At 72.8% G+C, this 15,103-nt stretch carries 13 protein-coding genes and 1 riboswitch; of the genes, 9 read left to right on the top strand and 4 right to left on the bottom strand.

Features of this window, described 5'->3' with window-relative positions; all coding sequences use genetic code 11:
* Positions 1-1,278 (bottom strand): RNA polymerase sigma factor (locus tag ABZ434_RS27310; protein ID WP_359142133.1); only part of this gene is annotated, 1,278 nt, incomplete at its 3' end.
* Positions 1,278-1,634 carry a YciI family protein gene (locus ABZ434_RS27305; protein WP_359142131.1) on the bottom strand — a complete coding sequence of 119 codons (357 nt, stop codon included), beginning with the start codon at positions 1,632-1,634 and terminating at the stop codon, positions 1,278-1,280. The genes ABZ434_RS27305 and ABZ434_RS27310, both read right to left, overlap by 1 nt.
* A 154-nt stretch (positions 1,635-1,788) precedes the next feature.
* Here ABZ434_RS27305 and ABZ434_RS27300 point away from each other — a divergent pair, with 154 nt between their 5' ends.
* From ABZ434_RS27300 to ABZ434_RS27290, 3 genes are all read left to right on the top strand, one after another.
* Positions 1,789-2,415 carry a GNAT family N-acetyltransferase gene (locus tag ABZ434_RS27300; protein WP_359142129.1) on the top strand — a complete coding sequence of 209 codons (627 nt, stop codon included), beginning with the start codon at positions 1,789-1,791 and terminating at the stop codon, positions 2,413-2,415.
* Between the two features lie 99 nt (positions 2,416-2,514).
* Complete coding sequence (locus ABZ434_RS27295) at positions 2,515-3,387, top strand: ABC transporter substrate-binding protein (RefSeq protein WP_359142127.1); 873 nt, start codon at positions 2,515-2,517, stop codon at positions 3,385-3,387.
* A gap of 237 nt (positions 3,388-3,624) precedes the next feature.
* Complete coding sequence (locus ABZ434_RS27290; RefSeq protein ID WP_359142125.1) at positions 3,625-4,557, top strand: carbohydrate kinase; 933 nt, start codon at positions 3,625-3,627, stop codon at positions 4,555-4,557.
* 186 nt (positions 4,558-4,743) lie between these two features.
* Here the strand turns inward: ABZ434_RS27290 and ABZ434_RS27285 are convergent, their stop codons facing one another.
* Positions 4,744-6,036 (bottom strand): hypothetical protein, encoded by a 1,293-nt coding sequence (locus ABZ434_RS27285; protein WP_359142123.1) that lies wholly within the window; start codon positions 6,034-6,036, stop codon positions 4,744-4,746.
* A 166-nt stretch (positions 6,037-6,202) separates the two neighbouring features.
* On the opposite strand from ABZ434_RS27285, the gene ABZ434_RS27280 reads away from it, so the two are divergent.
* The 4 genes from ABZ434_RS27280 to ABZ434_RS27265 all read left to right on the top strand — a co-directional run bounded on the left by ABZ434_RS27280 (position 6,203) and on the right by ABZ434_RS27265 (position 11,558).
* Positions 6,203-8,104 carry an acyl-CoA dehydrogenase gene (locus ABZ434_RS27280; protein ID WP_359142121.1) on the top strand — a complete coding sequence of 634 codons (1,902 nt, stop codon included), beginning with the start codon at positions 6,203-6,205 and terminating at the stop codon, positions 8,102-8,104.
* A gap of 276 nt (positions 8,105-8,380) precedes the next feature.
* Positions 8,381-8,568, top strand: a riboswitch (cobalamin riboswitch).
* A 61-nt stretch (positions 8,569-8,629) separates the two neighbouring features.
* The gene (locus ABZ434_RS27275; protein ID WP_359142119.1) at positions 8,630-9,670 is read left to right on the top strand and encodes an ABC transporter substrate-binding protein; all 1,041 of its coding nucleotides are present in this window, start codon (positions 8,630-8,632) and stop codon (positions 9,668-9,670) included.
* Between the two features lie 68 nt (positions 9,671-9,738).
* Positions 9,739-10,773 (top strand): iron chelate uptake ABC transporter family permease subunit, encoded by a 1,035-nt coding sequence (locus ABZ434_RS27270; protein ID WP_359142139.1) that lies wholly within the window; start codon positions 9,739-9,741, stop codon positions 10,771-10,773.
* The gene (locus ABZ434_RS27265) at positions 10,770-11,558 is read left to right on the top strand and encodes an ABC transporter ATP-binding protein (RefSeq protein ID WP_359142118.1); all 789 of its coding nucleotides are present in this window, start codon (positions 10,770-10,772) and stop codon (positions 11,556-11,558) included. Before ABZ434_RS27270 ends, ABZ434_RS27265 begins: the two co-directional genes overlap by 4 nt.
* Before the next feature lie 100 nt (positions 11,559-11,658).
* On the opposite strand, the gene ABZ434_RS27260 is transcribed toward ABZ434_RS27265, so the two are convergent.
* Positions 11,659-12,729: a PRC and DUF2382 domain-containing protein gene (locus tag ABZ434_RS27260; RefSeq protein WP_359142117.1), complete on the bottom strand. Its 1,071-nt coding sequence runs from the start codon at positions 12,727-12,729 to the stop codon at positions 11,659-11,661.
* Between the two features lie 729 nt (positions 12,730-13,458).
* Between ABZ434_RS27260 and ABZ434_RS27255 the strand changes: the two genes are divergently transcribed.
* Both ABZ434_RS27255 and ABZ434_RS27250 read left to right on the top strand, forming a co-directional pair.
* Entirely contained in the window at positions 13,459-14,118 is a 660-nt protein-coding gene (locus ABZ434_RS27255; RefSeq protein WP_359142137.1) for an adenosylcobinamide amidohydrolase, read from the top strand.
* Between the two features lie 54 nt (positions 14,119-14,172).
* Positions 14,173-15,078, top strand: coding sequence for an NAD(P)-dependent oxidoreductase (locus ABZ434_RS27250; RefSeq protein ID WP_359142115.1), 906 nt, complete (start codon positions 14,173-14,175; stop codon positions 15,076-15,078).
* Positions 15,079-15,103 lie beyond the last annotated feature (25 nt).

The following is a 15,103-nucleotide window of genomic DNA, read 5'->3' as shown; positions in this document are numbered from 1 at the left end:
GGGGTGGGGGGGGCCGGCCCTGGGCGGGGGCGGGGGTGCGGGGGGGTGTCTTCGCATGTCCTGCCCCCCTTTTTTGTGGGTGCGCGGGGGGGCGGCTTCGTACGAAGCCGCCGCCTCGGCGACACGCCCCAGCCTGCGCAGCAGATCGGCCCGCACGGCGTGGAACACGTGATAGCCGCCGAGTTCCAGCCCGTCCAGGAGCGCAAGGGCCTCATGCGGACCCGTCACCTCTGCCACCGCCACCGCCCGGTTCAGCGCCACCACCGGACTCGGTGCCACGGCCAGCAACTGGTCGTACAGCCGCAGGATCTGCCGCCAGTCGGTCTCCGCCGCGACCGTCGCGTCGCTGTGCACCGCGTTCACCGCGGCCTGGAGCTGGTAGGGGCCCGGGACGCCCCGGCGCAGACACTGGCGGACAAGCGCCTGCCCCTCGGCGATCAGCCCGCGGTTCCACAGAGCCCGGTCCTGTTCGTCCAGCGGCACCAGTTCGCCCTCGGGCCCCGTGCGCGCGGGGCGGCGGGACTCGGTGAGCAGCATGAGGGCGAGCAGCCCCACCGCCTCCGGCTCGTCGGGCATCAGCCCCACGAGCAGCCGGCCGAGGCGCACGGCCTCCGCGCACAGGTCCTCCCGTACCAGCCGGTCCCCCGAACTCGCCGCGTATCCCTCGTTGAAGACGAGGTAGACCACCGCCAGGACCGCGCGGACCCTTTCGGGCAGATCGGCGTCGGCAGGCACCCGGTAGGGGATCCGCGCATCGCGGATCTTGGCCTTGGCCCGCACCAGCCGTTGCGCCATCGTCGGCTCCGGCACCAGGAACGCGCGCGCCAGTTCGGCGGTGGTGAGGCCGCCCAACAACCTCAGGGTCAGGGCGACCTGGGCGGTGGGGGAGAGCGCGGGATGGCAGCAGGTGAACATCAGGCGGAGCCGGTCGTCCCGCACGGGGCCCTCCTCGGCCGGTTCGTCCCGGGTGTTCAGGAGCGCGGCCTGGGCGTGCCGGCCGGCACGCGAGGTCTCGCGGCGCAGCCGGTCGACGGCACGGTTGCGGGCCGTCGTGATGATCCAGCCGGCCGGTGCGGGCGGCACCCCGGTCCGCGGCCAGCGGTCGAGTGCGGTGACGAACGCCTCCTGGACCGCCTCCTCGGCGATGTCGATGTCGCCGAAGGCGCCGACGAGTACCGCCACGCAGCGCCCGTACTCCTCGCGGAAGAGACGCTCGACCGCCGAGGCGGGCACGGCCGCTGTGCCCGGTCCGCCACCCGGGCCGGGCGGGTCCGCCATCAGTCCTCCACCTCACCCTCGAACGGCCGGACCTCGATGGGCAGTCCGATGGCCAGCGCCGCCTTGCGGCCCCAGTCCAGCGCGGCGTCCAGATGGGGCGCCCTGACGATGCTGAGCCCACCGAGATACTCCTTCCCCTCGGCGTACGGGCCGTCGGTGAGGACGGTGTCGCCGTCCTTCGCCCGCACGACGGTCGCACTGCTCGGCGAGCTCAGCCCGCCGTCGAAGACCCAGGCTCCCGCCTCTTCGAGTTCCCGGTGAAAGCCCTGGACCCTCCGCATGATCTGTTCCAGCTCCTCGGGGGCGGGGGCAACGCCGTCGGCCGGTGTGACGACGCTGAGCAGGTAGTGCTTCATGGTGTGCCTCCTCGGGTGCGAGGCCGGCTCCCTGCCTGCCTCTCATCCTCTATACGAACGGTCGGCGCCGGGATCGACACGGAACACGGCCGTGTTCGACGAAATCTCCCCCACAGCCTTGTGGGAGCGCTCCCAGAGTCGGCAGGATGAAACGGTGACCTTGCTTCCCGGCCTGCGGGCCTATCACTCCGGCGATCGCGCGGCCCTCGCCGACATCTGTGTCCGGACGGCCGACAACGGCGGCGACTCCCGGCATCTGTACCCGGACCCGGAGCTGATGCCGTCGATCTTCGCCGCGCCGTACGCCTACCTCGAACCCGACCTGGCCTTCGTCGTCGACGACGGGACGGGCCGGGCGGTCGGCTACATCCTCGGAACGGCCGACACCCCGCGCTTCGTCACGGAGTTCCGCAAGCGCTGGCTGCCCCTGGTCGAGGGCCGCTACCCCAAGCCGGACCGAGCGCCTCGGAGCCCCAGCGACGAGATGACAGGGCTTCTCCACAACCCGGAGCGCATGGTCCTGCCCCAACTCGCTCGCCACCCGGCCCACCTGCACATCGACCTGTTGCCCGAGTGGCAGCGCAAGGGGTACGGGAGGGAGCTGATGCGCGCCTTCCTCGCGGCCCTGGACGCCAAGGGTGTCGAGGGGGTGCACCTGTCCATGCTCACGGCCAACACGCCGGCCAGGGCCTTCTACGACCGGCTCGGTTTCGCGGAGATCGAGGTCCCGGATCCCGGGCCGGTGACCTACCTGGTGCGCTCCACGGCAGCGGACCTGTAGTCCTCGCCGGCGCCATGGGTGCCACGGGGGCCCGCTGGGCAGGTAGTCCTGGACGAGACCGTGACGGGGGCGGGCAGCCGGTGGCGAGAGGTGTGTGACGTGAGCGAGCGGACCGTGTGGGAATTCTCCGACGACCGTGGTCAGGTGTCGACTGCCGGGAGGCGCCCGACCAGGGTCCTCGCCTATGTCCAGGCCGGTGCGACCTTATGGGACCACGGCATCCGCCCGAGCGGGATATTCGGCTCGGGGCACGACGACCCCGTGGTGCCCGACCCGGCGAAAACGGGATCGCTGCCCCTGGGCGACGTTCCGTACGCCGGGGCGGGCGCCACGCTGGACGCGGAGACGCTGCTGAGCGGTGAACCGGACCTCGTGGTGGCCGTCAGCTACGGCGGCGGCCAGGTCTACGGTCTAGATCCGGAGACGGCCAAGCATCTGGAGGAGCACGTCCCGGTCGTCGTCATCGACGTGGGCCAGGCGCGCACGCTCGCGGAGATCGGTGACCGGTTCGCCGAGCTGGCCCGTTCGCTCGGCGCCGAGGAGCCCGTGGCGGCCACGCGGGAGCTGGACGCGGCCAGGGGCCGGCTGCGCGCGCTCACCTCGGGTCCGGACAGGTCGAGGGTGCTCGCCCTGTCACCGGCGGGCCAGGAGCAGGCGCATCTTGCCCGCCCCCGTATGTGGCCCGAGCTGCGAGTGCTGGCCGAGCTCGGCGTCGGTCTGGTGGAACCGGCCGAGGGGCCCGGTGCCAACTGGTCCACGGTCGGCTGGGCCCAGGCCGCGGCGCTGCGGCCCGCCGTCGTGCTCGCCGACATCCGGGCCCACGCCACCCGGCTGGACGAGCTCGGGACCGACGGGCCGTGGGCGTCGGTGGGGCGCTCGGTGCGGGTGGTGCCCTGGAACCCCGAGCCGGTGTGCAGCGCCCGGGCCCACGCGCGGTTCCTCGCGCTCGTCGCCGACGCGCTGGAGGCGTAGGCGGGTCACAGGCGGATCGCGTGCGGGCCGTTCTGTCGCCGCGATGCCCCGGGGCCGGCCGTCCGTGGCGCCCACCCGTACGGACACGTGGGCCGCGCGGGCCCACGCGTGCCCCGGCGCCGGCGACTCGGTGCCACCGGAGCGGGCCGCACACGGCAGGATCGGGAGCGACGCGTCCGCGGGCGGGGCCGTCCGCCGGCACGCCCATGCCACCGCACCACAGGAGACATCACCCTCATGCTCGACAGACTCGACCTCCTGGTCATCGGCGAGTGCGTTGCCGACATCGTCCGGGAGCCGGACGCGGCCGACCGGGTCCACCCGGGTGGCAGCCCGGCCAACGTCGCGTACGGCCTGGCCAGACTCGGACACGACGCGACCCTGCTCACCCAGCTCGGGGCGGACGACAACGGGCGGCTGATCCGTGACCACCTCGCCTCGGCCGGGGTCGACGTCCGTACGGACGGCTCCGCCGCGCCCACCCCGTCCGCCGCCGTGACCCTGGACGGCGCGGGGAGGGCCACGTACGACTTCGAGATCACCTGGACGCTCGGCCCGGTATCCCTGGAGCGCGCCCCCGCACACGTGCACACCGGTTCGATCGCGACGGTCACGGAACCGGGAGCCGCCACGGTCGCCGCGGCCGTCGAATCGCTGCGTGCCGCCGCGACGGTCAGCTACGACCCCAACGTGCGACCCGAGCTGATGGGGGACCACGCTGCCGCCGTGCGCAAGGCCGAGCTCTGTGTGGGCCTCAGTGATGTCGTCAAGGCGAGCGACGAGGACCTGGAGTGGCTGTATCCGGGCGAGGACCCGGTGAAGGCCGCCGAGAGGTGGCTCACCACCGGCCCGGCGGTCGTGTTCGTCACCCAGGGCGGGGACGGAGCGTGTGCGGTCCTGCCCGACGGGCTGGTGGCCGTCGAGGCGCTGCCGGCCGAGGTCGTCGACACGGTCGGGGCGGGGGACGCCTTCATGTCCGGCGCCCTGCACGCGCTGGCCGCACACGGGCTGCTCGGGCCGGCCGGCCGGGAGGGGCTGCGGGCACTGGACCGGGCCACCGTGACGGATGTCCTGCGCCGCGCGGCGGCTTCCGCGGCCGTCACCGTCGCCCGGGCCGGCGCCAGCCCGCCCGACGAGGCGGAACTGCGGGCGGCACTCGGCTGGACGTGAAGGTGACGGTGCCGCCGTCACCCCCACGGGACGGCGACACCGCCGCTGCACCGACGAGGAGTTGCCGGAGCGGTGACTCCGGGAGATGCTGCCCGTCCCTCACCGTCCAGCGGTCACCGGCACGGCACCGTTGTACCCATCGCCCGTTACACGGGCCTGGCGTGGCGGTCCGGGCGGCGCTGCCGGTCACCCCGGCGCCGCGAGATGCGGAGTGCTGTCGTCGTCGAGGAATTCGACGACCGCCAGGACGAACAGGGCGCACAGCGCGATCCACACCGTGACCAGCCCCGTCGGCCGGTCCCACGCCAGCAGCACCGCGACGGCCACCACGACCACCCCCCAGTTCAGGGGCCGCCGGGCCCGGTGCACCCACCTGCCGACCGGGCCTCCGGTGAAGCCGGCCGCATCCCGGACGGCCCCGATGCCACCGCTCCACATCGCCATGACCCGGCTTGCCGCGCGGCCGCTGCCCGTGAGCCAGGCGGCGAGAGCCACCACCGCTCCGACGGTCACCACCAGCCGGATCCCGGCGCGCAGATACCCGGCCAGCGTGTCGAACACCGCCCCCGCGGCGGGCTGGGAGACGTCGTTGGGAAGGCTGTCGAGATAGAACGCGCGCCCCGCCCACAGCCCGAGCCCGAGCAGGCCGGCACCCACCGCCACGGCCAGTGCCGCGGTGACCAGCGCCCGTCGGCGGCGCACCGCGAGCAGCACCCCGCCCGCCGCTACCAGCAGCGTGAACACGGGAAGCCAGAATCCGAGGAGTTCGAGCGCCCGGAAACCCTTCTTCGCCTTGCCGACCGAGTCCGAGGTCAGGATGGTGAAGTCGGTGTGGATCTCGGGAATCTTCTGGGCGACGGTCAGACCGCGGTCGACGAGGCGCTGTTTGACACGGTCGATGACCGGGGCGAGGTCCAGGGTCACGGTGTCACCCTTCAGCTCGACCGCGCCGCCGCCCTCACCGGTCAGGGCCTTCACGACGGACGCGTGGGCCTGCCTGTTGAGGTTGCGCCACACCCGCTCGAAGGCGTCGCTGGTGACGAACCGCTCCACCGTGCCGTGCACGAAGTCGGTGACGCCCGTGGTGAGTGGGTCACCGAGCTTCTTCAGAGCCTTGTCCACCAGGGGCCGGTCGGCGGGCGCGATGTCCGCCAGCAGTGCGTCGACGTCCAGATGGGTCATGACGGCATCGGTGACGCGTCCGGTCACTGCCGCCTGCACATCGGGGTCCGAGGCCAGCGGCTCCATCATGTCCACATAGCGGTCGGTGTCCCCGGCCACACCGCTCGCCCAGCTCGACAGGATGCTCAACGGGGTGAGCACCGCCGCCACGAGGATCAGCAGGACCGCGAGGAACGAGCGCAGGCGCAGTCGCGAGCGGGCCGGGGGACGGGCCTCCAGCTGTGCCACCCGGCCCCGCAGGGCTTCCAGTTCGGCGTGCTCGTTCTGTGCAGCGGGATCATCGGGGTGCCGTTCCATGACCCAAGGGGATGTCCTGTGCGCCCGTACAGCGCGGCGGATTGCTGCATACAGGTGACGGGCCGTCGCCGGTCAGCTGCCGTACCGGGCCGCGCCGAACGACGGGGGAACGGCTTGGACACCGGTTGTGGGGTGTCCTGGACGATTCCTGATCGTTCCCGCTTTTATGAACACCGTTTTCGACAGTGCCGATTCCCCAGGAGCCGGAACCCGGCCGGTCGCCGGCCCGCTCAGCACCGTGCTCCTCGGTCCGGACGCCCGCCACGAGCACGGCTTCTGGCGCCGGCTCGTCGCCACCGAGCCGTTCCGACGGCCGCTCTGGCCGCCCCCCGGGCCCACGCCCGACGAGCGCCTCGCCCTCGCCCACGCACGGCTGCGCACACTGAACAGCGCTCTGGACAGCGCCGCCCGCCCCGCCGCCGACCCCCGCGCCCTGGCCGCTCTGCACGAGTGGCTCGCCCCGGTGGACCCGGCGCTCGCCACCGTCGCGGGCATTCACTACAACCTCTTCCTCGGCAGCCTCCTGGACCACGATGCCGACAGCCCCCGCGATCTGTCGGACTTCCTCCGGCTGCGCCGGATCGGCACCTTCCTCTGTACGGAGGTGGCGCACGGCAACGACGCGGCCGCCGTCGAGACGACCGCCACCTACGACCGCGCCAGGGACGGGTTCGTACTGCACACCCCGCACGCGGGCGCACAGAAGTTCATGCCCAACACCAGCCCCGCCGGCGGTCCCAAGTCGGGGCTCGTCGCCGCCCGGCTGATCGTCGACGGCTCCGATCAAGGGGTGTTCCTGCTGCTGGTGCCGCTCACGGACGCGTCCCGGGCCCTGCCCGGGGTCCGGGTGCGCCGGCTCCCCGCACGGATGGGCAGTCCGGTCGACCACTGCCTGACCTCCTTCGACCAGGTCTTCGTGGACCGCGGGGCGCTGCTCGGCGGCGTGCAGGGGCGGATCGGCGACGACGGCGTGTTCCGGAGCGGCACCGAGGGGCGCAGGCGGCGTTTCCTCGCCTCGATCGGACGGGTCACCACCGGCAGAATCTGCATGAGTGCCAGCGCGGTGGGCTCCGCCCGTGCCACGCTGGCCGTCGCCGTCCGCTACGGAGGCCACCGCTTCGTCTCGGGGGGCCGCTCGTCGCCCCCGGTGCCGGTGGCCGCCCACCGGAGCCACCACGGCCCGCTCGCCGAGGCCATGGCCACCGTCTTCGCGATGAGCCTGCTGCACCGGCGCGTACTGGACCGGTGGGAGAAGGCGGCGGCCCGCCCGCCCGCGGAGCGCGAGGCGGCCGACCGGCTGGTCGACATCGCCAAGGGATGGATCACCTGGCAGGCACGGTCCGTGATCGTCGAATGCCGGGAACGGTGCGGCGCCCAGGGGCTGCTGGAGAACAACGGGATGACCGAACTCGTCACCGGGATCGAGGGCGCCATCACCGCCGAGGGCGACAATCTGGCGATCCACTCCCGGGCGGCCGCCGCAATGCTCTCCGACGTGGCACAAGCCCCGCAGGAGGAAGCGGACTCCGCCCCTCCGGGCGGTGACCTCACCGACCTCCGGTTCCTCGGCCGGCTCCTCGGCCAGGTGGAGCGCATCTGGTTCGGCCGGGCGGCCGCACGGATGGCGAGGACCCCGCAAGGCGACCCGCTGGAGCGCTGGAACGCCGCATCCGGACCCGCGTTGCGGGGGGTGGAGGCCCACGCGTACCGGCAGGCGGCCCACGGGTACGATCACGCGCTCGCGGCGCTGCCCGAAGGCGGGGCACGTGAGCGGCTGGGCGAACTGGCCCGGCTCTTCGCACTGCGCTGGATCGCGCGCAACAGCGGCGACCTGCTCGCAGCCGGGCACCTGACCGCCGGTCAGGTCGACGGACTCACCGATGCCATCGAGCAGCTCGTGGCCGACGTGAGCGGCCATCTCCCCGAACTGGCCGAATCCTTCGCCCTGCCCCGGGAGCTGCTCGCCGACTGGCCGATCGCCGGATCCCGTTACACCGACGCCTACGACGACCCGGACGCCTCCTGGCACACCACCGCGACCCGGGAACCCGCAGGGGGCACGAGATGACGGCCCCACCGCGGAGGCGAACCGCCGTGCCGCAGCGACCCGCGGACACCGCCCGGCGGATGGGCGTCCGGCTCGTCCTGTTGGCCTTCTGGGGAACGGCTTCCCTGCTCTCGCGATGGTGCGGGGAGCCGCGCACCCACGGTGGCGAATCGGTTCGCCGCAAGGCGTGACCGGGGCGTGGGCCGGCGGGGCACTCCGGCGCCGGGGCGGCCGGGGTGGCTGCCGCCCCGGCCGCCCCGCCGTCCCGTACCGCCGCTGAGCTGCGCAGAGGCTCGTGGTAGCGTGCCCGGAGCCAGTCGAACTCCACGTAGGAGTCAGGGAATCCGGTGCGAATCCGGAACTGACGCGCAGCGGTGAGGGGGACGGGCGGGGCCACGGCCACTGGGAGACCCACGGTTTTCCGGGAAGGCGTCCCGTCCGCATGAACCCGAGTCCGAAGACCTGCTGGCACCGCGGTCCGGTACCGGGTCGCGGAACTCCGTACACCGGGCCCCGCGCATGGGCCCAGAGACGCCGAGGTACTCCGTGCCGTCCCCAGCCGGCCCCGCCCGCTCCGCCGCCCTGCTCACCGCCGCCCTGATCCTGCTGACGGCCTGCGGCGGCGGCAAGGACAGCACCACCGCCAAGCCGCGGGGAGACGACGGCTATCCGGTCACACTGAAGAACTGCGGACGGACCGTCACCGTGGACGCGGCGCCGGAGCGCGCCGTTCCGGTCGACCAGGGATCGACCGAGATCCTGCTCTCACTCGGCCTCGCCGACCGGCTCGCCGCAACGGCCACCTGGACCGATCCGGTGCTGAAGGGCCTGGAGAAGGCCAATGCCGGCGTACCGAGGATCTCCGAGAACCGTCCTTCGTCGGAGAAGGTCCTGGACCAGGAGCCCGACTTCGTCAGCGCCTCCTTCGAGTCGACCCTCGCCAAGGGCGGTGTCGCCCCCCGCGAGCAGTTCGAGAAGCTCGGTGTCCCCACCTACGTCTCGCCCGCCGACTGCACCGCCAAGGACAACAGCAAGGACGGCGACGGGGTCCGCACCGGAGCCCTGACCATGGACAGCGTCTACGCCGAAGTGCGCGACCTTGCGCAGGTTTTCGGTGTTCCCGGGCGTGGCGAGAAGCTCATCGCCGGGCTGCGTGCCCGGGTGCGGAAGGCGGCCGGGGGGATCGATGCCTCCGGAGCCTCCCTGATGTACTGGTTCGCCAACTCCGAGGCCCCGTACCTGGCCGGCTGCTGCGGGGCGCCCGGCATCATCACCCGGGAACTCGGCGCGAAGAACGCCTTCGACGACACCCACGAGGAATGGCCGCAGATCAACTGGGAGACCGTCGCCGACCGCAACCCGGATGTGCTGGTCATCGGCGATCTCACCCGCAAGTCGCAGACCGCCGAGAGCGCCGCGAAGAAGATCGCCTTCCTGGAGTCCAACCCGGCCACGAAGAACATGGAGGCCGTCCGGCACAAGCGTTACGTCCTGCTCAGCGGTCAGGCCATGAACCCGACCATCCGTACGGTCGAGGGCCTGGAGCGCGTCGCCGCCGGCCTGCGCGGCTTCGGGCTCGCGGGGTGACGGACACCGAACGGGCCGCGGCGCCGCGCGAGGACGCGGGCGCGCGTGCCCGGCCCGCCGTACGCGGGATCCGCGGCATCCGCGGGATCCGCGGGATCCGCGACGGGCTCCTGTGGACCGCCGGGCTCCTGCTGCTCGCCCTGTCCGTCGCCGTCGCCGTCACGATCGGTCCGGCACGGATCTCCGTCACCGACGTCTGGTCCACGGTCGCCTCCCACCTCGGCGCGGGGGAGTCGCGGCTCAGCCCGATCCGGGACGGAATCATCTGGAACCTGCGCATGCCGCGAACCTTGCTCGCCGCGGTCTGCGGCGCGGGCCTCGCGGTCTGCGGCACCGTGATGCAGTCGCTGCTGCGCAACCCGCTCGCCGACCCGTTCGTCCTCGGGGTCTCCTCCGGGGCCTCGACCGGGGCGGTCGTGGTGGTCGTCCTCGGCGTCGGTGGGGGAGCGGTCTCCCTGTCGGCCGGGGCGTTCATCGGGGCCCTGTGCTCCTTCGCCCTGGTCATGCTCCTCAGCCACACCCTCGGCGGCAGCACGGACCGCGTCGTGCTGTCCGGGGTCGCGGCCATGCAGCTCTTCTCCGCGCTCACCTCCTTCGTCGTGATGACCGCCGCCGACGCCGAGCAGACACGCGGGGTGCTGTTCTGGCTGCTGGGCTCGCTCGGCGGCGTCGGCTGGAGCGATGTGTGGATCTGCTCGGCCGTGCTCGCGGTGACGCTGCTGATCTGTCTCGGCCACGCCCGCACGCTCGACGCCTTCGCCTTCGGCCAGGACGCGGCGGCCACCCTCGGGGTCCACGTGGGCCGGACCCGGATCGTCCTGCTGTGCACGACCGCCCTGCTCACCGCCGCGCTGGTGAGCTCGGCCGGTGCCATCGGTTTCGTCGGACTGGTGCTGCCGCACGCGGCCCGTGCGCTCACCGGCTCCGGACACCGAAGGCTGCTGCCGGTCACCGCGCTCGCCGGGGCCGTCTTCCTGGTGTGGGTCGACACCCTCGCCCGGACCGTACTCGACCCGCAGGAGGTTCCGGTGGGAGTCGTCACCGCGCTGATCGGGGTCCCCGCCTTCGTGCTGGTCCTCCACCGCACCCGGCGGGCCCCGTGACCCCGGCCGGCCCCGGCGGTCTGCGGGCCGACCGGGTCAGCCGGGAGGCGGGCGGCCGTCTCATCCTGGACGGTGTCTCGCTCGCTCCGCAGCCCGGTGCCACCATCGGGCTGATCGGCCCGAACGGCTCCGGGAAGTCCACCCTGCTGCGGATACTGGCCGGAGTCCTCGCCCCGGACGCGGGGTTGGTCACCCTCGACGACGATCCCCTGGCCGCCGTCGGCCGCCGTACCGTGGCCCGACGCGTCGCGGTGGTCGACCAGCACGCCGTCACCCAGGTCGAGCTGAGCGTCGTGGACGTCGTACGCCTGGGCCGCATCCCGCACCGCCGCGCCTGGTCGGCGCCCACGGAGGCGGACGAGACGGCGGTGCGCGAGGCGCTGGAGCGGACCGGTCTGGCCGGACGCCGCGACCAGTCCTGGCACACGCTCTCCGGCGGTGAGCGCCAGCGCGTCCAGATCGCCCGCGCGCTCGCCCAGCAGCCGCGGGAGCTCCTGCTGGACGAACCGACCAATCATTTGGACATCCGGCATCAGCTGGAACTGCTGTCGTTGGTGACCTCGTTGCCCCTGACCGCCGTCGTGGCCCTCCACGACCTCAACCTGGCCGCGATGTTCTGCGACCGGATCGTGGTGATGAACGAGGGGCGGGCGGTCGCCGCCGGCGCTCCTGCTGAGGTGATCACCGAGGCGCTCATCGCAGACGTCTACCAGGTCCGTGCCGTCGTGACACCGGACGGTCCGCAGGGGCGGCCGTCGGTGCGTTTTCGCCCGGGGCGGGCCTGATCCACGCAGTGGTGGTGCCCCGCGGCGTGGAACGCAGAGGCGGGCCCCGGTGCGGGGCCCGCCCCTTCGTGGTGCGGCCGGCAGGAGCGGAGAGCCGGGGTCAGCGGCGCCGCCCCTGACCGAACTCGCCGCCCGCGTCCTTGCCACCCATGTCCTTGCCGCTCTTGGTCGTGCCGTCCGCGTAGTCGATCTGCTCCTTGCGCAGTTCGGCGGAGACTTCCTTCTGCTCGGTCACCTTCTTCGTTTCCATCCGCACCCGCTCGACCGGCACGGTCTCCTTGCGCATCGTGGCGCGCTCGGCGTGCAGGGTGACCTCCACGTCCTGCTCGGTGATGTCGGACCGGCCGGCCGCCTTGTCGCCCGGCCGCAGCGGTTCGCGGACCACGCGCACCTCTTCGTGCGTCACGGGCACGGTCCTGGTGACGTTCTCCGTCACGACGTACTTGTGGAGGCGGGCCTTTCCGCTCTCGTACTCCTCGGTGCCGATGTGCAGCTGCTCCTCGGAGCGGATCAGTTCCTCCTTGCCGCTCAGGTCTGCGCTGGAACGTTCGGCTCCCGCACCGGCCCCGACCAGCGGACGGGCGGTACCCGAGGTTTCGGTGTCGCGGTGCCTGCCGGTCCCGGTACCCGCACCGGCCATCCCGGCCGACGTGGTCCCGGACGTGGTGCCGGCCGAAGTGGTCCGGTCACCCGTGCGGCCCGTGCCCGAGGCGCCCATGGCGCCCGCCCCGGCTCCGGCTGCCGCTCCGGCTCCGGCCGCACCCATGGTGCCGGTGCCTGTCGTGGTCGGTGCGTCGGCACTCGTGGTGCCCTCGGCCCCGCCACGGTCGCCCAGGCCCGCCTTCGTGGTCCGGGTCAGGCCGTAGTGCCGGTAGAGCTCCTCTTCCTCGGAGACGGACAGATGGGCGTCCGCGTCCACCCGGGGGGCTTCCTTCACCCGGTCCTTCGGATGCGAGATGTGCAGGTCGGAGCCCACGCGACGGGCTCCGGCGAGGGGCACGAAACTCTCCTTCATGCCGAACAGGCCGGTCTTCACCGTGATCCAGTCCGGTTGGCCGGTGCTGTCGTCGACGTACACCCGCCCCACGTTGCCGATCTTCTCGCCCTCGGTGTCGTACACCGTCAGGCCGTCGAGCTCTCCGGAATCCGTGAAACCGTCAGCGGCTCCCATGTCCGATTCCTCCTCGCCCGGGCGCGTCCTGTAGGTGGGTCCAGCAGGGGAGGCGCGTCCGGCTTCCATCGCGCCTCACCCGGATGGACGCTGCAACCGCTTGGCCCCCCGGCCCCGGGTGCCGCACCTTCCCCGAGTGGGCGCAGGCCCCGTGCGATGCCGGTGCGGGGCCATGGGCCCGGTTAGGCCAATCGGGTGAATGGGGCCGGGAAGGTCCCTCCGGCGCTGATCACCGACGGGGGACGGATCCGCGACACGCGAAACGGCCGTGGCGGGCGATCCGCCTCCTCACCCGCAACCGGCGCCGCAGTCGGCGCGACGCCGCGTGCCACCGCTTCCGAACAGGTCGTTCCCACCCCGAGGGGAAGTTCGGGGAAACCCTTGACACCCACCGGGTCGGCCCTCACTCCTTGGCCCGAGATCGCAACGGTGTGGCGATTTCCGCACCGACGGCAGATGGAGCGGACGAAGGAGGCCCGGCACCACGCGTCGGAGCGGCGGACATCACCACGGCTCCAGGCGGCTGAGCTCCACCCCGCACGACTGCGCACCACGCCGTACTGGACCGGCTGATGGCCATGGCCCGCGGCGAAAGCCCGACCCTTCGAGCCGAGGTCAGGGTGCCCCCGGTGGCGTCCGGACCCGGCACCTATGATCGACTGATCGACAGGTCCCGCGCCGATCACCGGCCCGCCGCACCACCGGGGGTGTCCCATCCGTTCCGTCCGCATCCGGCTGCCCGAACAGCGCGGTGAACTGCTGACCCGGCGCGAGGACGGTCGGGAGCTGCATCATCTGGTGTGGCGGCTGGGGCCGGGGTGGCGGGTGTGCAGCAGTGCCGTTCTGGGCGGCGGCATCGGCCCGCGCGACTGGATCCTCAACGCCCAGGTGCCCGGCGGCTATCCGCGCATGGATCCCGACCGTCACCTCGCCGAGATCGCCGACGCCGAACAACTCACCGGCCCCGGTGCCGGACTGATGACGGCCGCGGACGTCACCGCGTACACCGTCGCCGCCGACGAGGGCGTCACCGCGACCGCCACCTGCGGTCTCGGCGTACGCGGCTGGGCGGCGGCAGCGGCCGAAGGCGCAGTGGGACCGCCACGGCCGGGGACGGTCAACATCGTCGTCACCCTTCCCGTGCCCCTGTCCGACGCCGCACTCGTCAACGCCGTGGCCACCGCCACCGAGGCCAAGGTGCAGGCCCTCCTCGACGCCGGACTCGACTGCTCCGGCACCCCCACCGACTCCGTGTGCATCGCCGTACCCGGCCCCTCCGCGGACTCCGGATCCGGTGAACCGTTCGCGGGGCCCCGCTCGCGCTGGGGTGCACGACTCGCCAGGGCCGTGCACGCTGCCGTCCTCGAAGGCGCACTGCGGGAATCCTGACCATCCGAAGTGCCGCGGGCCGGTCTCCGCGCGGCCGACGAAGGGAACAGCCTCATGACCTCAGCACCCGACGCAGTCCCGCAGCGTCCGGCCGTCGCCGTGCTCGGCACCGGCATCATGGGATCGGGCATGGCCCGGAGCCTGCTCAGGGCCGGCCTCGACGTCCGTGTCTGGAACCGGACGCACGCCAGGGCGGAACCGCTCGCCGCCCACGGGGCCACCGTCGCGGACACCGCGGCCGACGCCGTACGCGGCGCGGACGTCGTCCTGACCATGCTCAACGACAGCACCGCCGTCGCCGCAGCGCTCACCGCCGCGTCCGACGGGGTGCACCGCGGCCAGGTCCTCCTGCAGAGCTCCACGGTCGGGCCCGAGGCCACTGTCGAACTGGCCCAGCGCGCCGCAGACCTCGGGCTCGTCTACCTCGACGCACCGGTCTCCGGTACCAGGCAGCCCGCGGAACAGGGCGCGTTGACCGTGTTCGTCTCCGGACCGTCCGCCGCGCGCGCGGTGACCGGGCCCGTGCTCGAAGCCATCGGACAGCGCACCGTCTGGGTGGCGGAGGAGCCCGGGGCCGCCTCCCGGCTCAAGCTGGTGGTCAACACCTGGGTGATCAACATGGTGGGTGGCGTCGCGGAATGCCTGAACCTCGCCGAGGGGCTCGGCGTGGACCCGGAGACGTTCCTCGACGTCATGAGGGGCGGGCCTCTCGATTCCGCCTATCTGCAGGGCAAGTCCGCCGCCGTCCTGTCCGGAGACCTCACCCCGAGCTTCGCCCTGTCCACGGCACTCAAGGACACCCGGCTCATCCTCGAGGCCGCCGCGGACTCCGGCGTCCGGCTCGACCTGACAAAGGCGTCCGCCGCCCGCTTCGAACGCGCCGAAGCCGCCGGGCACGGCGGCGAGGACATGATCGCCACCTATTACGCGGGCCTGCCCACGCAGAAGGACGGCGACTGAACCCCGCGCGCCGGGCGCCGTTCCA

The organism is Streptomyces sp. NPDC005761 (assembly GCF_040630635.1).
Taxonomy (GTDB): Bacteria; Actinomycetota; Actinomycetes; order Streptomycetales; family Streptomycetaceae; genus Streptomyces.
The sequence above is the reverse complement of the archived record's forward strand: the minus strand, read 5'-3'. Positions and strand labels throughout refer to the sequence as shown.